Origin of the sequence: Ensifer sp. NM-2 (genome assembly GCF_003024455.1) — a bacterium.
Lineage (GTDB): Bacteria > Pseudomonadota > Alphaproteobacteria > Rhizobiales > Rhizobiaceae > Ensifer > Ensifer canadensis.
The window spans coordinates 83,492-102,322 of the sequence record NZ_PVZR01000003.1 but is presented as its reverse complement, the minus strand read 5'-3'; the positions used below and the strand labels follow the sequence as shown (position 1 = coordinate 102,322).

Sequence of the window (18,831 nt, the reverse complement as noted above, 5' to 3'; positions counted from 1 at the left end):
GTTTCCGGCCTTGTCAGGCCCGCTCGAAGCCGCGCGCCACTTCCCAGTCGGTGACGCGACGGTCGTATTCTTCCTGCTCCCACTCGGCCGCGCGGACATAGTGGTCGATGACGTCGTCGCCGAAGGCGGCACGCAGCATCTTGGACCCCGTCAGCGCCTCGGTGGCGGCGCGCAGGGTGCGCGGGATCTCGCGCACGTTCTTGCCGCCGTAGGCATCGCCGACGAAGGGCGCTTCCAGTTCCATCTTGCCTTCGATACCGGAAATGCCGGCCGCGAGCAAAGCCGCGAAGGCGAGATAAGGGTTGAGATCGGAGCCGCCGACGCGGCACTCGATGCGGATCGCCTTGGTGTCTTCACCGCAGAGGCGGTAGCCGGCCGTGCGGTTGTCCTTGCTCCACACCGCCCTGGTCGGCGCGAAGGTGCCGGCCATGAAGCGCTTGTAGGAGTTGATGTAGGGCGCGAGGAAATAGGTGATCTCGCTGGCGTGGCTGAGCAGGCCGGCCACATATTGGCGCATCTGCTCCGACATGCCGTATTTGCCGTCCTTGTCGAAGAATTTCGGCGTCTTGCCGTCAGGGCTCCACAGCGACTGGTGGATATGCGAGGAGGAGCCCGCGGCCGAATAGTTCCACTTGGCGAGGAAGGTGATCGCCTTGCCGCGCGACCAGGCAATCTCCTTGCAGCCGTTCTTGATGATCGCATGCCGGTCGGCCATCGTCAGCGCGTCGGCATAGCGCACGTTGATCTCTTCCTGGCCGGCGGACGCCTCGCCCTTGGAATTCTCGACCGGGATATCCGCGCCCTGCAGGCCGTTGCGGATCGCCCGCATTACATCCTCTTCCTTGGTGGTCTGGAAGATGTGGTAGTCCTCGTTGTAGCCGCTGACCAGCTGCAGGTCGCGATAGCCGGACTGGCGCGCGTCGTCATAGGTCTGATCGAACAGGAAGAATTCGAGCTCGCTCGCCATGAACGCCTTGAGGCCCATCGCCTCCAGCCGCGCGATCTGCTTCTTCAGGATGGCGCGCGGTGAATGCGGCACTTCGGCATGGGTGTGATGATCGAGCATGTCGCACAGCACGAGTGCGGTGCCTTCGAGCCACGGAATGCGCCGCAGCGTCGAAAGGTCCGGCTTCATCGTGTAGTCGCCATAGCCCTTCTCCCAGCTCGTCGCCTTGTAGCCGGAGACGGTCTCCATCTCCATGTCGGTCGCCAGCAGGTAGTTGCAGCTATGCGTTTCCTGCCAGGCGCTGTCGACGAAATACTGCGCGTGGAAGCGCTTGCCCATCAGCCGGCCCTGCATGTCGACTTGGCAGGCGAGAACCGTATCGATGCGGCCGGCGGCGACATCCTCTTTCAATTGCTCGAACGAATAGCTCATCAAATTTCATCCCATGTTTCGGCAAGCGGCCGTTCCCGTGGCCGCAAAAAGAAAGGCGGAAGCTGCAGATGCGCTCCCGCCCATTTTATTATTGGTTAGACTTGGCCGACCGCCTTTTCGGCAGCGGCGATTTCCGCCTGGCGGCGAGCCACTTCATCGCCGATCGGCGGACCGCGGAACCGGCGGTTTTCCAGGCCGAACCAGATGATCGCAGTCAGCGCCAAGAAGCCGACGGTGATGTAGAGCGCCCAGTCGTTTGGCGGCTGGATGCCGAGAACGAAGATCAGCACCATGGCGATGATCGAGAGCACCGCGAAGAGCTTGAACACGCCCTCGCCCAGGTTCCACGGACCCATCTTGTCCCACTTCGACGTACCCCAGGCGAACAGACCGAGCGTGATCGGGATCGCGAAGGAGAAGAACAGGAAGATGACGGTGCACGATACGACGATCGTATAGACCGGCGTTTCGCCGATCGAGACCAGCGACGAGCCCCAGACGAAGAGCACGGAGAGGATCGAACCGGTCCAGATCGCAGCCACCGGCGTGCGGTAGCTCGGGCTGACCTTGGCCAGAGCCTTGGACGCCGGCAGGCCGCCGTCACGCGAGAAGGCGAAGATCATGCGCGAGACCGACGTGACGGTTGCCAGGCCGCACAGCCACTGGCTGACGAGGATGGCGAGGTAGAGCACGTCCTTGATCACAGGGTGAACCTGCGCGTCCATTGCCCAGAAGAACACGTTCCAGCCCTGCTTGGCGGCTTCGTCCATGTTCGGCAGCATCAGCACGAAGGAGCAAAGCATGATGTAGCCGAACAGCGCCGACCACAGCACCGACGAGACCATGCCGCGCGGCACGGATTCTGCCGCCTTTACGGTTTCTTCCGAGGTGTGCGCGGAGGCGTCGTAGCCGGTGATCGTGTAGATCGGCAGCAACAGGCCGAGCAGGAACACCCAGGTGCCCGAGGTCGCCGGCCATACGTTTCCACCCGTCTCGCCGGAATAGTTGGAGAAGGTGAAGAGGCGGGCGATGTCGTAGCTGTCGGCGACGGCAAGGCACACGAGCGCAAGCAGGATCGCCGTTGCGAAGATCAGGTAACCCGAGAAGTCGGTGAGCTTGGCCGTAAGCCCGATGCCCATGTGGTTTACCAGCGCCTGAGCGCCCGTGATGACCGCAAGGAAGATGATGCGGGTGAGCGTCGTATCCGCAAGACCGAAATACGGCGTGCCGAACGAGCCCATGAAGAAGTAATAGGTGCCGACGTTGATGGCGCCGAGAACGGTGACGAGACCGAGCAGGTTGAACCAGGCGGTTACCCAGCCGGTGAAGCGGTTGCCGAGGATCGAGCCCCAGTGATAAAGGCCGCCGGCCGTCGGATAGGCCGAGCTGATCTGCGCCATGGCGACGGCAAAGACGAGCGAAATGAAGCAGCCAAGCGGCCAGCCGATGCCGATTGCGGCCCCACCCGCACCCGACGTCGCCTGCGCCAGCGAGTTGATGCCGCCGGAGAGAATGCAGATGATGGAGAATGAGACCGCGAAGTTCGAGAACTGGCTCATTCGCCGCTCGAGCTCCTGGGCATAGCCCATCGAATGCAGGACCTGCATGTCCTGCTTTTTGTCGAGATCACTGTAGTCTGACATTTTTCTTCCCCTGATTTCTTCAGACCCGACCGCCCCATTGCAGCAGGGTCCCATCACCACCTGCCCCGGCAAGCCGGAACAGGACCGCGGCAAAGCCGCTCCCCAGGGTCTTTATTTTGCTGAAAGCGCTGCCACGCCTTTGCTGAGCAGCCCTTCCAGATAATCGGCCATGACCCTCTGGCCGATCTCGTTTCGAATGAGATCGTTGCGGATCTCGATCATCACATTCGGCAGCCCGTTGTGGACGCCGTATTCGATCAGACTGTGCGTAACGCCGTCGGCCGGCCCGTAAGGCTCGTTGCGGCGGATATCGTAGGCGACCTTGCCCCTGGTTGCGAAGGTCAGCATCTGATCGGCGAGCCGGCTGTCGGCATCATGCAGGATGCCCACTTCGACGGAACGCGGCTTGCCGAAATAGACGGGCGTGAACGAATGCATCGTGACGACCACCGGCGGTCGGCCTTTGGCCTTGCGCTCGGTCACGAACTGGCTGATGGCGTCGTGAAACGGCAGGTAGATCTCGTCGACCCGTGCCCGGCGCTCCTCCTCCGCCATGTCGCGGTTGCCCGGAACCTCATAGACTTCGCTGACGGCAGGCATGGCGCCGTCGGCCTCCGGCGGGCGGTTGCAATCATAGGCAAGGCGCGAAAAGCGCTGGTAGATCAGGACCGCGTCGAGCTTGCGCGACAGAAACTCTGCAACCGCGAGCGCGCCCGGGTCCCAGGCAATGTGGCTTTCGAGCGCCTGCGGCGAAAGGCCGAGCGAACCGAGACGCTCCGGCACCCGGCGCGACGCATGTTCGCAAACGAGAACGATATCGCCTCTCCCGGCCGCGTTCTCGATCGCAACCGGATCGCCATCTGTATCGGTCAAAAGTCGCGTCAACACCGGCATCCCCTCTTGCCCCGTTAGACGTTCGTTAATGAAAAGATTTGTTCAGAGATTAGCGAGTGTCAATCGAAATCTGAAACGATCTCTTCAAAATTGCGATTGACTCCAATTGTGACAGCGATGTTTAATCTGTCACAAACTGGCGTTAGACCAGTTCAGGGGAGACTATGACTAGCAAGGCGACACCCACGACGGTGTCGGATGTGATCAACGCCCACTTCGCCGCGCTGACCCGCGCGGAAAGACAGTTGGCAGAGACACTTCTCGACAACTATCCCGTATCGGGACTCGGTTCGATCACCACGGTCGCCGAGAACGCCGGCGTATCGACTCCGACCGTCGCCCGCATGGTGCAAAAGCTTGGTTTCAAAGGCTTTCCCGATTTCCAGTCGCGGCTGCACCAGGAGCTGGAAGCCACGATTTCCAACCCGATCACCAAGCATGACCGCTGGGCCGCAAGCGCGCCGGGCACCCACACGCTCAATCGCTTTGCCGATGCCGCCATGAACAACATGCGCGAGACGCTGGCGCAGATCGAGCCGCGCGAATTCGACGAGGCGGTCGCCCTTATCGCCGACCGCAAGCGCAACGTCTATCTGCTTGGCGGCCGCATCACCCGCGCCGTTGCCGATTATCTCTTCACCCATCTGCAGGTGATCCGCCCTGGTGTCACCGAAATCGCGTCGAATGCCAGCGCATGGCCACACTACGTGCTCGACATGCGCCACGGCGACGTGCTGATTCTCTTCGACATCCGCCGTTACGAGCAGGAAATGGAGACGCTGGCGAAATCGGCGCGCGAACGCGGCGTCGAGATCGTCCTCTTCACCGATCGCTGGAGCTCGCCGGTGGCAAAATCCGCCTCCAAGGTCTTCCGCTCGCAGATCGAGGTGCCCTCGGCCTGGGACAGTTCAGTGGTGATCCTGTTTCTGGTCGAGGCCCTGATCGAGGCCGTCCAGAGCACCAACTGGGACGCAACCCGCGACCGGATGAAGACGCTAGAGGGATTGTTCGATTCGACCCGCATCTTTCGCAAACCGGTTTAGGAGGAGTGGCCGGCACGTTCACGGAATTTTATGCACGTGTGTTTCAGTGAAGGCGCCGTGTCGAAAAAAGAATTGTTCTTCCAACGACATGCGCGGCGCGAACAGACAGATCGCTGTCACACAAGTTTCATCGCATCTCTTTAACAGCATCGCCGAAATTGACTGAAAACCCATAAGGAGAACGCCAGTGATTTCAACGACTCAACGCCTGCTCTCGCTTTCCACCGCCATGCTTCTGGCAACGACGGCCATCGCCGCTGCCGAGCCGAGCGAAGAGCTCATCGCCGCCGCCAAAAAGGAAGGCTCGCTGACCACCATCGCACTTCCGCACAACTGGTGCGGCTATGGCGACGTCATCGCAGGCTTCAAGGCCAAGTATGGCCTGGAAGTCAACGAGCTGAACCCGGATGCCGGTTCGGGCGACGAAATCGAAGCCATCAAGGCCAACAAGGGCAACACCGGCCCGCAGGCGCCTGACGTCATCGACGTCGGTCTCTCCTTCGGTCCGTCGGCCAAGGCCGAAGGCCTGATCCAGCCCTACAAGGTCTCCACTTGGGATTCGATCCCGGATTCGGCCAAGGACGCCGAAGGTTACTGGTACGGCGACTACTACGGCGTTCTCTCCTTCGTGGTGAACACCGACATCGTCAAGGACGTGCCGAAGGACTGGGCCGACCTGAAGAAGTCGGACTACGCCAACTCGGTCGCCATGGCCGGCGACCCGCGCGCCTCCAACCAGGCGGTTCAGGCCGTCTACGCCGCCGGCCTCGCCGCTGGCGAAACCGATGCCGTCAAGGCTGGTGAAACGGGCCTCGGCTTCTTCGCCGAAGTCAACAAGGCCGGCAACTTCGTTCCGGTTATCGGCAAGTCCGCCTCGCTCGCGCAGGGCTCGACCCCGGTCGTGATCGCCTGGGACTACAACGGCCTTTCCTGGCGCGACAGCCTCAACGGCAACCCGCCGGTTGAAGTCGTCGTTCCGGCTTCGGGCGTCGTCGCCGGCGTCTACGTCCAGGCGATCTCGGCCTACGCGCCGCACCCGAACGCGGCAAAGCTGTGGATGGAGTATCTTTATTCCGACGAAGGTCAGCTCGGCTGGCTGAAGGGCTATTGCCACCCGATCCGCTTCAACGACCTCGCCAAGAACGGCAAGATCCCGCAGGAACTGCTCGACAAGCTGCCGCCGGCAGCAGCCTACGAAAAGGCTGTCTTCCCGACGCTCGAAGAGCAGGCCAAGGGCAAGGAAGCGATTACCACCAAGTGGGATAGCGTCGTCGGCGCAAACGTGCAGTAATATCCATGACTTCCGCCTCTCCGCGCCTCGGCGCGGGGAGGTTTCCCTAAAGCGCGTCACGATCACCAGGATTCGCTTGCTGCGCTTTAAGGTCTTGTTTTTGCGCATGTCGTTGTCGCAAACCGCAACACGCTTTTGCGCGACATGGTTTAATCTCGTGCACAATTCCTTAGCTCGGTATCGATCTAAGGAATTTTGCAGCAAATCAAAGCGCTAAGGCGATCTTTGTGCGTTCATGCGGACGCGCAAAGGTCACTGCAAGCCTCGGGACAGAAAGCCTATATGAGCACCGCTTCACCGACCTTGATCAGCAAGCGAGCCGTCATCGACTGGCTCGGCATTGCTCCCTTCATGCTTTTCGCGCTGCTGTTCCTGATCATCCCGACGCTTTATCTCGTCACCGGCGCGTTCCTGACGCCCGATGGCAGCTTTACCTTCAAGAACATCGGCGATCTGTTCACGCCCTCGATCCTCAGCGCCTACTGGATCTCGATCCGGATCTCGATCGCGTCCTCGATCGGCGGCGCGCTGATCGGCTTCTTCCTCGCCTGGGCAATCGTGCTCGGCGGCGTGCCGACCTGGATCCGCTCGGGCCTCCTGACCTTTTCGGGCGTCGCCTCGAACTTCGCCGGCGTGCCGCTCGCCTTCGCCTTCCTCGCGACCCTCGGGCGCACCGGCCTCGTCACCGTCTTCCTGCGCGAATGGTTCGGCTTCAATCTCTATTCGACCGGCTTCAACCTGCTGTCGTTTTTCGGATTGACCATCACCTACATGTATTTCCAGATCCCGCTGATGGTGCTGATCCTGACGCCGGCGCTCGATGGTCTGAAGAAAGAATGGCGCGAAGCCTCTGAAATCCTTGGCGCCTCGACCTGGCAGTACTGGCGCATGGTGGCGCTGCCGATCCTGTGGCCGAGCCTGCTCGGCACCACGCTCCTGCTGTTTGCCAACGCCTTCGGCGCGATCGCCACGGCCTATGCCTTGACCGGGTCCTCGCTCAACATCGTGCCGATCCTGCTCTATGCGCAGATCCGCGGCGACGTGCTGCACAATCCGAACCTCGGCTATGCGCTGGCGCTCGGCATGATCGTCATCACCGGCATCTCGAACGTTCTCTATATCTGGCTGCGTATGCGCGCCGAACGGTGGCAGAAATGAAAGCACAACGTCTCGGCGCCTGGATCGCCATCGCCATCGGTGCAAGCTACTTCATCATCCCGCTGCTGGGCACGCTGGAATTCTCGCTGCGCATGCGCCGCGGCGAATACTCGTTCGACGCCTATCGCTCGGTCTTCTCCGACCTGCAGTTCCGCGAGACCTTCGGCTATTCGATGATGATGGCCGTGTTGACCATCGTCTTCGGCATGCTGCTGGTGGTGCCGACCGCCTATTGGGTCCGCCTTCGCCTGCCGCAGGTGCGCCCGATCATCGAATTCATCACCCTTCTGCCGCTGGTCATCCCGGCGATCGTCATCGTCTTCGGCTATCTGCGCCTCTACAACTCCTCGTCGTGGATCCCGCTGACCGGCTCGATCTCCGGCACCAATGCGCTGTTGATGTTCTCCTACATGACGCTGTCCCTGCCCTACATGTACCGGGCGGTCGATACCGCGATGCGGGCGATCGACGTCCGCACGCTGACGGAAGCCGCCGAAAGCCTCGGCGCCAAATGGCCGACGATCCTGTTTCGCTGCATCTTCCCCAACGTCATGAGTGGCGTGCTCTCCGGCGCCTTCATCACCTTTGCGATCGTCATGGGCGAATTCACCATGGCCGCGCTGCTCAACCGCCCGGCCTTCGGTCCGTACCTGCAGCTCGTCGGCGCCAACAAGGCCTATGAGCCTTCGGCGCTCGCGGTCATCGCATTCGCCATCACCTGGCTCAGCATGGGTCTGATCCAGCTCGTTTCCCGCATCCAGAAATCCGCTCCGGCCAAGGCTTGATCACATGGCATTCCTGACACTGAACAATATCCAGAAGTCCTTCGGCCCGGTTCAGGTCGTGCACAACTTCAACATGGTCATCGACAAGGGCGAGTTCGTTTCGTTCCTAGGCCCGTCAGGCTGCGGCAAGACGACGATCCTGCGCATGATCGCCGGCTTCGAGACGCCGTCGGGCGGCACGATCACCATCGACAGCAAGGACCAGGGAACGCTGAAGCCCAACCAGCGCAACATCGGCATGGTGTTCCAGGCCTATGCGCTGTTTCCCAACATGAACGTCAACGACAACGTCGCCTTCGGCCTGAAAGTCGCCGGGGCGCAGAAGTCGGAGATCGATACACGCGTCAAGCAGATGCTGAGCCTGATCAAGCTCGAGCACCTGGCCGACCGCTTCCCCTACCAGCTTTCCGGCGGCCAGCAGCAGCGCGTGGCGCTCGCGCGCGCCCTCGCCGTCAAGCCGCAGGTGCTGCTGCTCGACGAGCCGCTGTCGGCGCTCGACGCCAAGATCCGCGTGTCGCTGCGCGAGGAAATCCGCCAGATCCAGCAGCAGCTCGGCATCACCACTGTCTTCGTCACCCATGACCAGGAAGAAGCCCTGTCGATCTCCGACCGCATCGTCGTCATGAATTCCGGGCGAGCCGACCAGATCGGCACGCCGTTCGAGATCTACAACACCCCTGCGACCCGATTCGTCGCCTCCTTCGTCGGCACGCTCAACATCATCGAAGCCAAGGTCGCCGACCCGGCCGCCGGTGCTGTCACCATCGGCAACCAGCAGGTGTCGCTGAAGGAGCCGATCGCCGGCATGAAGGGTGGCGACAACATTTCGCTGGCGCTGCGCCCGGAGGCAGGCTCGATCGCCGACAGCGCCAGGGGCGACACCGCGCTGACCGGCGAGGTGGTTTCGACCAGCTTCCTCGGCTCGGTCATCCGCACCAAGCTGCGCATCGGCGGCGACGTCATCTCCTTCGACATGTTCAACGACCCCGGCCTGACGCCGCCGGCCTTCGGCTCGAACGTCACGCTCCGCTTTGCCGCCAAGGACCTGCTCGTCATCCGCGAGTAGATCTCCAGCGTCCCCCTACAGCGCGTGCGTCTTGTTACGCGCAAAGGTCGCTGTAGCGCTTTGAAGTGCTGCATGTTTTTATCCCTAAATCGAATAGGATTTAAGGAAACATGCAGTAGCTGCCTTGCACATGCCGTGGAGAGATTGCCTGAACCGTCGAATGAAAAACAGCGCATTTTGCACCGGCGGCCGCCATGACTAAAGCGCAGCCGAGTGCGTTCGTCACCCATATCCACGAAGAACTCGCGGATATCGGTCCCGTTGACATAGGCCGCTTCTTCGGCGGTTGGGCCTATCTTGTCGCTGATCGCCAGTTCGCCATCAGCATCAAGGATCGCCTCTATTTCAGGGTTGATCAGCCCCTGAGAGATGCGCTTCTCAGCGAAGGATGTCAGCCGTTCACCTACAACAAGGGCGGCAAACCGGTGGTCGTGCACCGCTACTACGAAGCACCGGTCACTTGCCTTGATGACAGGCAGGCGCTGCTCCATTGGTCCGCACGCGCGATCGCCGCCGAAGACGAAGCCCCGCGTCGCGTCCGCAGATAAATGTCTCGTGGCGGCGACGCGGCACGCGGCCGAGGTCAGACTACGGCGGCTCCCGACGGGAACAGATTTGTCCGGGAGCGATACGGCACGGAAAAAATCTGTCGCGATTTCCCGGATTTTCGTCGCGTCATGCGTTTGACCAGGCACGGCCGATCTATATAGTCGCTCTTGTTCTCAGGGCGGGGTGAAACTCCCCACCGGCGGTAGCGATCGAAAGATCGAAGCCCGCGAGCGCTTCGGAGGTCTACTTCGGAGGTCAGCAGATCCGGTCAGATTCCGGAGCCGACGGTCACAGTCCGGATGGAAGAGAGCAAGCAGGAACGTGGACCCCACACCGGGGTTTCGCGCGCGTGCATGTTCGCCCGACGGGAAAATTGGAAACGCCAAACCCTGGAAGGCTTGAGACCATGACTATTCTTTCCCACCCCACCGCCAAGATTGCGATTGTCCGTGCCCGCTGGCACGCCGACATCGTCGACCGCTGTGTCGATGCCTTCGTCGCCCAATGGACGAAGTTCGGCGGCAGTGCCGCCGACGTCGAGATCTTCGACGTGCCAGGCGCGCTGGAAATCCCGCTGCACGCGCAGAAGCTTGCCAGGACCGGCCGTTACGCCGCGATCCTCGGCACCGCCTTCGTCGTCGATGGCGGCATCTACCGCCATGACTTCGTCGCTGGCACGGTGCTCGACGGTATGATGCGCGTCCAGCTCGATACCGACGTGCCGGTGCTGTCGGCCGTGCTGACGCCGCACAATTTCCAGGAAAGCGCGCCGCTGATCGCCTTCTTCCGCGAACACTTCGTCGCCAAGGGCGAAGAAGCCGCCAATGCCTGCGCCCAGATCCTCGACGCCCGCGCCAAGCTGGCGCTGCTCAACGCCTGATCTGCTGGCGGGCCGCAAGCCCGCGCCGTATCCGGCCGCCACCCCTCATCCGGCCTGCCGGCCACCTTCTCCCCGCCTGCGGGGAGAAGGCTAGGGTGAGGGGCAAGGCTCGCTCAGCGCTCCGATGCGCAACCATCGAGCCGCTTCGCGGCGCCTGCTTGAATCAACCTCTGAACCACCTGAATCAAGCCGCCAGCAACAGCCGGCAAACCGCTGTTTCGAATAGCCAATTCCCGGCGTTCAATGCACCGGCTCTGCCTCATCAAGGCACCGTTCCAGCGCCGCCATCCGGTGGCGATGACCGACCGCCTCGAAACCGACGACGGTCACGAACGGCGCAAACATCAGAATGATCAGGCAGATCGCCATGTCGACGCCCGCCATCGCGGCCGCGATCGACGCCGCAAGCAGCAGCATCGTGCCGGCGAGCAGCCAGGCATGAAGCGGTTCCGACTGCCGCAGCAGATAGGCATACATGCCGTAGACCAGAGCGATATAGGCCGCGACCGGGACCGCCACCGTCAACACGGTCGCAAGCGACCCGATATGCGCCTTGTGCTCGATGTAATAGGCGGCGACATGCAGGCCCGCACCGGTCGCAACGATCGCGGCGAAAATGAACATGTGACCATAGCCCCAGACGAAGGAGCGTCTGCGGTGCACGTGCAGGACCTCGGCACTCGGCAACAGGAAATAGATCCACCACATGCCGAAGGTAAGCCCGGTGCCCGCAAGGCAGACGAGCGCCACGTCGAGGTTCCAGCCCTCCCCATCCACCACCGCCGTGATCGAGGCGACCGTGCCGACGACGCCTTCTCCGAGCGCGATGATTGCCAGAAGGCCGTAGCGTTCCGCAATATGGTGGGCATGCCAGGGCGTGCCGCCATGCCGCGTCTCGGCGATATAGGGCCCGAGCATCTCGATGACGGTGAGCGCCACGACCATGGCGAAGGTGACAACGATCGAGAAGTCGACGAAGATCTGCACGACCCAGCCGAGTTGCGCAACCGTGATCGCTACCACATAGGTCATGCAGGCCTGCCGTCGTGCCGGATCTTGGCCGGCGGCGCGCAGCCACTGGAAGATCATCGCCACCCGCATGACGACGTATCCGAGCACCATCACGCCATTGTCGAGATGGGCACCCTCGTCGACCGAGCGGAACATGGCGGGAAGGCCGATCGCCAGGATCAGCACGCCGACCATCTGCACCATGGTCACGCACCGGAACACCCAGTCGTCGGTGTCATAGGCGGAAGCAAACCAGGTGAAATTGATCCAGGCCCAGCAGATGGCGAAGCTGGCGAAGAAGAAGCCGATCAGCCCCGCCTTGAAATGTCCTTCGGCCATCAGATGCGCAAGCTGCGATGCCGCAAGGCTGAAGGCGATGACGAAGGTCAGGTCGAACAGAAGCTCGAGCGTCGTGGCTGTGCGGTGGTGTTCGTGCGTGTCGCGGCCGCTCATGCGCGCCAGGCGGTGGCTTCCGGCATGCGGCGGTGTCGTTGGGGCGTCGGGCATGGGGCGGCATTCCTCGCTGACGTGACGATATGCAAGCATGTTCAAATATTTACAGAAGCTTCGTCAAGCCGGCAGTGCCCCGGCGGTCTGCCAAAACACCCGACAGCGCCGCGCCTCAAACATGACGCGCAAACGACGCTGAAACGAATTAGGCAGTGGCAAATCAGGAAAAGACGCCCGGCATCTCTGCCGGGCGTCTCGCCGCGATGCGCGAGGGAGGATCAACGTGCATTGCGGTATTAGAGCATTTCCAGGAAAAGTGCGAATCGGCTTTCCGCCAGGAAATGCGTAAAAACAAAGAGATAGAGCGGGTCTGTGGCTCCGTTTAAACCGGAAACGCTCTAGCAGTTGGCTCGCTTACTTCGCCGCGTCGAGACGATCGATCGCGTCGACATTGCCGGCCGACGGGCCGTTCGCGTCGAATTCGGAGGCGAGCCAGGTATCAACGATCGACTTCGCCAGCTCCGGCCCGATGACGCGCGCGCCCATGGTGATGATCTGTGCGTTGTTCGACTTTGCCGCCCGCTCAGCGGAATAGGTGTCGTGGGTCAGCGCGGCGCGGATGCCCGGCACCTTGTTGGCCGAGATGCAGACGCCGATACCGGTGCCGCAGAACAGGATGCCGCGCTCGTTGTCGCCATCGACGATGGTCTGCGCCAGCTTCTGCGACAGGTCGGCGTAGAAACCGGACTGGCTGAGGTCGCTGACTTCGAGGTCGGCCTTGCCCTTGAGATGGGCGGCGATGACGTCGAGCAAGGGCTTGCCGGCGCTGTCTGCTCCGATTGCGATCTTCATGATTGTTCCTTTCCGTCTTGTTGATCTGCGGGGTACGAGGGCTCAGATCGCCTTCGAGACGCGCTGCAGAATGTCGAGATAGCCATTGACGTCCCAGGCGGAGCGGCCGATGAACAGGCCGTCGATGTGCCCCTGGGTGATCAGTTCTTCGCAATTGCCGGGATTGACGCTGCCGCCGTAGAGGACGGGAACGCGCACGCCGAGCGCGCCTTGCGCCACGTCGGCGATCCGCTTATGGCGCTCGTCGGCATAGTCTGATGTTGCCGGAATGCCGTTGACGCCGATGGCCCAGACCGGCTCGTAGGCGAGCAGGATCGTCGCCTTGCGCGCGTCGCCTTCCAGCAGTTCCAGCGCGCCTTCAACCTGCCGCTTCAGGACGGCATCCGCCTCGCCCGCCTCGCGCTCGGCGAGCGTCTCGCCAATGCAGATCAGCGGCACCAGGCCGTGGCGCACCGCCGCTGCCGTCTTCAGGCCCACGGTACGGTCGGTCTCGCCGAAGTGCTCGCGCCGTTCGCTATGGCCAAGCTCGACCACATCGAGGTTGCAGTCCCTCAGCATCACCGGCGAAACCTCGCCGGTCCAGGCGCCGGCGTCGTCCCAATGCATGTTCTGCGCACCGACCTTGACGCCCGTTTGCACGAGCCGTTCCTTGACCTGTCTGACGGCGGTAAAGGGTGGAATGACGAAACGCTGGATGCGCTCGTCGCGCGCTCCGTCCGCTGCGGCCAGCCTCTCGGCAAAGACCATGGCCTCCGCCAGCGTCTTGTTCATCTTCCAGCTTGTGCCCACCCAGAGCTGCGGCTTGTTCATGCTTTCTCCGATGCTTTTCGATTGTCGACCGTCACCAGGGGGATTCCGGCCTCGCGGAGCGTCGCGGCATGCTCATCCGCCACCTCGGCGCCGGTCAGCACCGCATCGAAGGCGTCGAGCCCTGTCAGGAAATGCAGGGCGGAACGCCCGAACTTGTCGTGATCGACCATGAGATATTTGCGCGCCGCCGACTTCACCATCAGCCGCTTGGCCTGCACGACCTCCTGGTCCTGGTGGAAGGCTGCCGTTCCCGCGACTGCGGAGCTGGAGAGGAAGGCGATATCGACGCGCAGCGAGCGCAGCGCCTCTTCGGTGACGATGCCGAAAAAGCCGTTGAACTTCTTGCTGTACTGGCCGCCGAGCGCGATGACGTTGATGCCGGGCGCACCGGACAGACCGGTGATGACGCCGAGGTTGTTGGTGATGACGGTCAGCGGCCTGATGTCCCTGATGCAGCCGGCAATCGCGCCGGCCGTCGAACTGTCGTCGATGAGGATGCTCTGCCCCGGCTCGATCAGGCTCGCCGCATATTCGGCAATGCGGTTCTTCTCGGCGGCGGCAATCTTCTCGCGGTAGCGGAAATCGCTTTCGAACTGCGGGCTCGACTGGATCGAAGCGCCGCCATGCACCTTGCGCAACAGGCCAGCCTGTTCGAGATCGTCGAGGTCGCGATGCACCGTCATCTTGCTGACGCCGAAACGGAGTGACAGATCCTCGACGGACGCCGTGCCGGCCTCCATCAAAACATCCATGATCGCCTGTCGCCTGTCTTCCGGCTTCATCGTCATCCGCCTCGATCCCGATGCCGCGAGAGCGCGACATCACACCTGAGAAGATAACACCTTTATGTTATATTTCAATCTAGCTAATGATACTTTGTGATATTTCAGTGTGATTTTGATGATCGGTTGAACCCGGTATCGATGTAGGGCTCCCAGAACTCCACGGATTCGCGGATCATCTCCACAACGTTGTGGTCGGTCGGTTCCCGCTCGCGGAAGGACAGCTCCAGGCAGATCTCGTTGTCGGTGCCGCCGCCGGCCTTGACCGCATCGATCAGCTTCTCCGGCGTGATGCGGCCATCCCGGTTGTAGGCAGCGGTAAACGGCCAGTGCCCGCCCTTGTTCATCGACGACTGCTTGATGTGGATGATCGGCGAGCGCTCGGGAAATGCGCCCGCCCAGGCATAGGGGTCGATGTCATCGGGGTCGTCGGAGGTGACGTCGCCATGGTCGATATCGACCATCATCTTCATTGGGAGCGGCAACTCCGCCTCGGCGAGCCGCCGGTCGAGCGAGCGGCACTCGGCGATCGTGTGGCCGAACTCGCGCCCGACCGACATCGGTTCCCAGAACACATAGGAAAGACCGGCCGCCTTGCCGTGTTCCGCCACGTCGCGCCAGCAGTCGATGGCGATCTTCATCATCTCCTCGCGCCGGGCCGGGTCGTCATAGTCCCTCAGCGTGAAGATCGCAAACTGCGTGCCCATGCCGGATGCGCCAAGCTCGGCGGAGATATCGGCAAAGGTCTTGAACCAGTCGACATAGTAGCGTCGCACATCCGGGTCGGGGTGGCCGAAGTGGTTGAGCCTGCCATAGGGCCCGGTCATGCCCGAGGTGATCCTGACGCCGGTGCGGCTAAGCGCTGCCCTGAACTGACGGATGGTCTTGGAGATCGTTGCCGCCGGCCAGCCCGGATTGACGAACTCATGCGTCAGCTGCACGTAGCCGATGCGGATCTGCTCCCCGATTGTCTCGATCAGATCATCAGGCTCGGCAAAACGATTGACCAGCGGATTGGTGTTGAGCGACAGCGTGAAAGCCAAGACCGTACTCCTGACTACCAGAGAAATTTCGGGAGGATGAAATCGGGCGTGGCGCCATGCTCGGCAAAGAGTTTTTGCCGCTCCTTGTCGGAGGCATGCTCCAGTATCCCGGTGGTCACCAGCGCCGACTCAAGGCCGGCACTTGCCGCCCCGGCGATATCGTGTTCGATGCTGTCGCCGATTGCGCAGACGCGCGACGGATCGGGATGACCGAGAAAGTCGAGGGCAAAATCGTAGATGTCGGCGAATGGTTTTCCGATCCAGCGCACCGTGCCGCCGAGTTCCTCGTAAAGCTCCGCAATCCGCCCAGCCCCGAAAGCCATTCCGCTCTTGGTCAGCATCACCTTGTCGGGGTTGGTGCAGAGGCACGGCACGCCGCGCCGTGCCGCAGGCGCCAGCAGCGCCTCATAGTGCGACAGCGGCAGGACATCGCCTTCGCTCGCAGCCAGAAGCACGAAGTCCGCATCCGCGCCATCTTCGGTGCGCTCGAGGTCGAGCCCGGTGAGCGGCGACAGATCGCCGTCGCGGCTGACCAGCAGGCACTTTTTCGGAGGCCCGCTTGCCTGCCCGCCTTCCTTTTTCAGGATCTGCCACGCCACTTCGCCCGAGGTCAGGAACCAGTCCCAGCTGCCGGCGACGAAGCCGAGATCGACGAGACGGCGGTCGTTTTCCGCCGAGCGCTTGCCGGAATTCGAGAGAATGATGATGCGCTTGCCCTGATTCTTCAGCCGCACCAGCGTTTCGGCAGCACCAGGATAGGGCCTGCGGCCGTCGCGCAGCACGCCGAACTGGTCGATCAGAAAGGCGTCATAACGATCGGCGATATCGCCGAGGCCTGAGATGACAGTACTCATAACACACCTGCCTGTCTTGCACCGGCAAGCGCCAGCCGCGCCGTGCCGGCTGCGGCCTCTTCCGAACGTACCGTCAGGAACGGCACGCCGAGCTTGCGCGCGCGGATTGCCGACCACGCCGCATTTCTTGCACCGCCACCGACGGTGCGTATGGAACCGAGCTTGGGTCCGCCGAACGATGTCAGCCTGTGATAAGCAAGGCTTTCGATACCGGCGATGCCTTCGAAGATTGCCTTCAGAAACATCGCGTCATCCTCGGGTCGCGGCGTCAGGCGTGGCTCAAGATTCGGATCGGCGATGGGGAAGCGCTCGCCGGGCTTCGTCAGCGGGTAATAGTCGAGCCCGCTATCGACAGCCGGATCGATGCGGGCGGAAAGCTCATCGATGCGCTCTGCGGAAAAATACTCGGCCAGAACAACGCCTCCCGTATTCGATGCGCCGCCCGCCAGCCACATGTCGCCGATCCGGTGGCTGTAGAGGCCATATTCCGGGGCAAACAGCGCCCGGTCGGAAAGCACCTTCACCGTCAACGTCGTGCCGAGTGCGCTGACGCCATCGCCCGGACGATCGGCACCGGTCGCCAGAAACGAGGCACAGCCATCGGTCGTGCCGGCGACTAAAATGACATCCGGCGTCAGGCCGAAGGCTTCGGCTGCGGCCGCCGATATCGTCGCAACCGGCGCACCGGCCGGCAGCACCTCCGGCAGGAGATCGATGCGCGCGCCAGTTCGTGAGATCCACTCCGGCCAGCACCGCGCCACCGGATCGTAGCCGGTCTTCAAGGCATTGTTCTCGTCGGAAACGTCGTAGAGCCCGGTAAAATGCCCGGCGAGCCAATCGGCCTGATGGATGACACGGAAGACATCCGGCACCGATTGGAACAGCAGCACCTTGGCAAGACCGGAGGTTGCCCCGTGGGCGGCACTTTCCTTCGGTGCATGGGCGGCAATTGCGTCCAGCATCGTCCGGTCGGAAACCGGATCGTTGTACATCATCGGCGTGGCAAGCGGCGCACCGTCGGCGGAAACGGGCAGCATCGTGCCCGAGGTTCCGTCGATGCTGATGGCGCGGATCCGTCGACGATCGACCGCCTCGAGCACCTCGCCAAGCGCCGCCCGCACCGCCTTCCACCAGCCGACCGGATCGCGGTGGTCATCGGAAAAAGCGGCGAGCTTGGCCGCACCAGAGGCGACGATCGTGCCGTCAGGCACCATCGCCACGGAGCGCGCGCCCGACGTGCCGATATCGATGCCGACAACAAGGGCGTTCTGATTTCCACTCATTGCAGCGCCTGCCCTGCCCGGTTGAGCTTCTGGCGATATTTCTCCGCGTCCCAGCCGAGCAGTTCGGCGTTCTCGGCATCGCTCAGATAGCGAAGACGCCCATTTGCGGGAATGCGGGCCGTCACGTCGGCAAGGCAGCGCGCCATGGCGAGCGCGCCTGCGGAAATGGTCTTCTCGACCAGTACCCCCTTGCCGGGAAACAGCAGAAGCGGCGGCAGGGTTTCGCCACGTTCATTCCTGGCGGTCTCGATCGAAACGGCGGTTTCGCCCGGCGCGGCGATGACGGACCCCTTGCCGAGGAAGATGACATGGTCGGGATAGAGGCTGCCGCCGGCAGCAATCCGGCAGCTTTCGAGGTCGGTTGCGACCGCATGCAGTCGTGCGTCGTCGGGCAGGCAATAGCCACTGTCGACCGCAAGGCGGGACAGTGCCGCGAGATCGGCTGATGGCGCCGCCCGTCGCTGCGTCGTCAACCGGCGGGAGACCTCGGTCAGAAGGATTGCCGCATCGGCGACGGTCTCGGCGGCAACTGCAAGGCCGTGATTGCCGAGGATCAGCACCGACGTCTTCTCCTGCAGCCGCTCGGCGATCGCCTTGGCAAGCGGCAGCCCCGGCCGCGCATAGGGTACGAAGACATGCGGGATACCCGTCAGGCGTTCGGCAGCGATGGCCGCACCGATCGTCTGCACGGCGGTCGCGATGGTTTCGACGCAATGGACATGGATCACCACCTTCTGCGGCATCAGCGCATGTACCGTCGTCTCGATCGACGGCCTGAGGCCGGAAGGGTTCATTTCGGAGATGACGAAGTCCTGGGCTTTCTCGGCCGCGGGATCCATGCGATCCAACGCTTCGAGCAATGGGTCGAGCGCCACCGGCACCATGACGTCGCGCTGGCGCGCATGGGCAAGCCAGAGGCCGGAGGCCTTGATCCAGAGCGTGCCGACCTCCTTGATCGACGTGTTTCCGCCCGCCCCCTGCACCAGCAGCGGGTCGGCGCCGACCCGCGCCGAGATATCAAGCAAGGCCTCCAATTCCAGACTGCGCATTCCCACTCTC

The 18,831-nt window shown here is 62.5% G+C and carries 18 protein-coding genes and 1 riboswitch; of the genes, 7 read left to right on the top strand and 11 right to left on the bottom strand.

What is annotated here, in order from left to right; all coding sequences use genetic code 11:
* Nucleotides 1-13: 13 nt before the first annotated feature.
* From C6558_RS07820 to C6558_RS07810, 3 genes are all read right to left on the bottom strand, one after another.
* Entirely contained in the window at nt 14-1,378 is a 1,365-nt protein-coding gene (locus C6558_RS07820) for a glutamine synthetase family protein (protein WP_084814681.1), read from the bottom strand.
* A gap of 95 nt (nt 1,379-1,473) precedes the next feature.
* The gene (locus C6558_RS07815) at nt 1,474-3,021 is read right to left on the bottom strand and encodes an amino acid permease (protein ID WP_107027138.1); all 1,548 of its coding nucleotides are present in this window, start codon (nt 3,019-3,021) and stop codon (nt 1,474-1,476) included.
* Nucleotides 3,022-3,132: 111 nt separating this feature from the next.
* Nucleotides 3,133-3,906 (bottom strand): N-formylglutamate amidohydrolase, encoded by a 774-nt coding sequence (locus tag C6558_RS07810; RefSeq protein WP_025427768.1) that lies wholly within the window; start codon nt 3,904-3,906, stop codon nt 3,133-3,135.
* A 173-nt stretch (nt 3,907-4,079) separates the two neighbouring features.
* Here C6558_RS07810 and C6558_RS07805 point away from each other — a divergent pair, with 173 nt between their 5' ends.
* The 7 genes from C6558_RS07805 (at nt 4,080) to C6558_RS07775 (ending at nt 10,687) form a co-directional block, all read left to right on the top strand.
* Nucleotides 4,080-4,958: a MurR/RpiR family transcriptional regulator gene (locus C6558_RS07805; protein ID WP_025427769.1), complete on the top strand. Its 879-nt coding sequence runs from the start codon at nt 4,080-4,082 to the stop codon at nt 4,956-4,958.
* 187 nt (nt 4,959-5,145) lie between these two features.
* A complete protein-coding gene (locus tag C6558_RS07800; protein ID WP_025427770.1) occupies nt 5,146-6,249 on the top strand; it encodes an ABC transporter substrate-binding protein in 1,104 nt (367 codons plus the stop codon).
* Nucleotides 6,250-6,531: 282 nt separating this feature from the next.
* The gene (locus C6558_RS07795) at nt 6,532-7,407 is read left to right on the top strand and encodes an ABC transporter permease subunit (protein WP_025427771.1); all 876 of its coding nucleotides are present in this window, start codon (nt 6,532-6,534) and stop codon (nt 7,405-7,407) included.
* Nucleotides 7,404-8,192 carry an iron ABC transporter permease gene (locus C6558_RS07790; protein ID WP_025427772.1) on the top strand — a complete coding sequence of 263 codons (789 nt, stop codon included), beginning with the start codon at nt 7,404-7,406 and terminating at the stop codon, nt 8,190-8,192. Before C6558_RS07795 ends, C6558_RS07790 begins: the two co-directional genes overlap by 4 nt.
* Nucleotides 8,193-8,196: 4 nt before the next feature.
* Nucleotides 8,197-9,258, top strand: coding sequence for an ABC transporter ATP-binding protein (locus C6558_RS07785; RefSeq protein ID WP_025427773.1), 1,062 nt, complete (start codon nt 8,197-8,199; stop codon nt 9,256-9,258).
* 194 nt (nt 9,259-9,452) lie between these two features.
* Nucleotides 9,453-9,806: a TfoX/Sxy family protein gene (locus C6558_RS07780; RefSeq protein WP_025427774.1), complete on the top strand. Its 354-nt coding sequence runs from the start codon at nt 9,453-9,455 to the stop codon at nt 9,804-9,806.
* A 166-nt stretch (nt 9,807-9,972) separates the two neighbouring features.
* A riboswitch (FMN riboswitch) is annotated at nt 9,973-10,122 on the top strand.
* Between the two features lie 91 nt (nt 10,123-10,213).
* Nucleotides 10,214-10,687 carry a 6,7-dimethyl-8-ribityllumazine synthase gene (locus C6558_RS07775; RefSeq protein ID WP_025427775.1) on the top strand — a complete coding sequence of 158 codons (474 nt, stop codon included), beginning with the start codon at nt 10,214-10,216 and terminating at the stop codon, nt 10,685-10,687.
* A 240-nt stretch (nt 10,688-10,927) separates the two neighbouring features.
* Here C6558_RS07775 and C6558_RS07770 read toward each other — a convergent pair whose 3' ends face one another.
* From C6558_RS07770 to C6558_RS07735, 8 genes are all read right to left on the bottom strand, one after another.
* The gene (locus C6558_RS07770; protein ID WP_025427776.1) at nt 10,928-12,205 is read right to left on the bottom strand and encodes a low temperature requirement protein A; all 1,278 of its coding nucleotides are present in this window, start codon (nt 12,203-12,205) and stop codon (nt 10,928-10,930) included.
* A 357-nt stretch (nt 12,206-12,562) separates the two neighbouring features.
* Nucleotides 12,563-13,000 (bottom strand): RpiB/LacA/LacB family sugar-phosphate isomerase, encoded by a 438-nt coding sequence (locus tag C6558_RS07765; protein ID WP_025427777.1) that lies wholly within the window; start codon nt 12,998-13,000, stop codon nt 12,563-12,565.
* A 42-nt stretch (nt 13,001-13,042) separates the two neighbouring features.
* Nucleotides 13,043-13,810 carry a triose-phosphate isomerase gene (locus tag C6558_RS07760; protein ID WP_025427778.1) on the bottom strand — a complete coding sequence of 256 codons (768 nt, stop codon included), beginning with the start codon at nt 13,808-13,810 and terminating at the stop codon, nt 13,043-13,045.
* On the bottom strand, nt 13,807-14,592 hold the full coding sequence (locus C6558_RS07755; protein WP_025427779.1) for a DeoR/GlpR family DNA-binding transcription regulator: 786 nt from the start codon (nt 14,590-14,592) through the stop codon (nt 13,807-13,809). The genes C6558_RS07760 and C6558_RS07755 overlap by 4 nt, the downstream gene beginning before the upstream one ends.
* A 104-nt stretch (nt 14,593-14,696) precedes the next feature.
* Nucleotides 14,697-15,635: a sugar phosphate isomerase/epimerase gene (locus tag C6558_RS07750; protein WP_025427780.1), complete on the bottom strand. Its 939-nt coding sequence runs from the start codon at nt 15,633-15,635 to the stop codon at nt 14,697-14,699.
* Nucleotides 15,636-15,649: 14 nt separating this feature from the next.
* A complete protein-coding gene (locus C6558_RS07745) occupies nt 15,650-16,489 on the bottom strand; it encodes a TIGR01459 family HAD-type hydrolase (RefSeq protein WP_025427781.1) in 840 nt (279 codons plus the stop codon).
* Nucleotides 16,486-17,772: an FGGY-family carbohydrate kinase gene (locus C6558_RS07740; protein ID WP_084814682.1), complete on the bottom strand. Its 1,287-nt coding sequence runs from the start codon at nt 17,770-17,772 to the stop codon at nt 16,486-16,488. Before C6558_RS07740 ends, C6558_RS07745 begins: the two co-directional genes overlap by 4 nt.
* Entirely contained in the window at nt 17,769-18,821 is a 1,053-nt protein-coding gene (locus tag C6558_RS07735; protein ID WP_025427783.1) for a class II aldolase/adducin family protein, read from the bottom strand. Before C6558_RS07735 ends, C6558_RS07740 begins: the two co-directional genes overlap by 4 nt.
* Nucleotides 18,822-18,831: the final 10 nt, after the last annotated feature.

Coding starts and splice junctions, on each gene's coding strand:
- C6558_RS07780 (WP_025427774.1), top strand. CDS start 9,453: ATGACTAAAGCGCAGCCGAGTGCGTTCGTCACCCATATCCACGAAGAA.
- C6558_RS07790 (WP_025427772.1), top strand. CDS start 7,404: ATGAAAGCACAACGTCTCGGCGCCTGGATCGCCATCGCCATCGGTGCA.
- C6558_RS07805 (WP_025427769.1), top strand. CDS start 4,080: ATGACTAGCAAGGCGACACCCACGACGGTGTCGGATGTGATCAACGCC.
- C6558_RS07785 (WP_025427773.1), top strand. CDS start 8,197: ATGGCATTCCTGACACTGAACAATATCCAGAAGTCCTTCGGCCCGGTT.
- C6558_RS07735 (WP_025427783.1), bottom strand. CDS start 18,821: ATGCGCAGTCTGGAATTGGAGGCCTTGCTTGATATCTCGGCGCGGGTC.
- C6558_RS07765 (WP_025427777.1), bottom strand. CDS start 13,000: ATGAAGATCGCAATCGGAGCAGACAGCGCCGGCAAGCCCTTGCTCGAC.
- C6558_RS07745 (WP_025427781.1), bottom strand. CDS start 16,489: ATGAGTACTGTCATCTCAGGCCTCGGCGATATCGCCGATCGTTATGAC.
- C6558_RS07760 (WP_025427778.1), bottom strand. CDS start 13,810: ATGAACAAGCCGCAGCTCTGGGTGGGCACAAGCTGGAAGATGAACAAG.
- C6558_RS07775 (WP_025427775.1), top strand. CDS start 10,214: ATGACTATTCTTTCCCACCCCACCGCCAAGATTGCGATTGTCCGTGCC.
- C6558_RS07820 (WP_084814681.1), bottom strand. CDS start 1,378: ATGAGCTATTCGTTCGAGCAATTGAAAGAGGATGTCGCCGCCGGCCGC.
- C6558_RS07740 (WP_084814682.1), bottom strand. CDS start 17,772: ATGAGTGGAAATCAGAACGCCCTTGTTGTCGGCATCGATATCGGCACG.
- C6558_RS07770 (WP_025427776.1), bottom strand. CDS start 12,205: ATGCCCGACGCCCCAACGACACCGCCGCATGCCGGAAGCCACCGCCTG.
- C6558_RS07755 (WP_025427779.1), bottom strand. CDS start 14,592: ATGAAGCCGGAAGACAGGCGACAGGCGATCATGGATGTTTTGATGGAG.
- C6558_RS07795 (WP_025427771.1), top strand. CDS start 6,532: ATGAGCACCGCTTCACCGACCTTGATCAGCAAGCGAGCCGTCATCGAC.
- C6558_RS07815 (WP_107027138.1), bottom strand. CDS start 3,021: ATGTCAGACTACAGTGATCTCGACAAAAAGCAGGACATGCAGGTCCTG.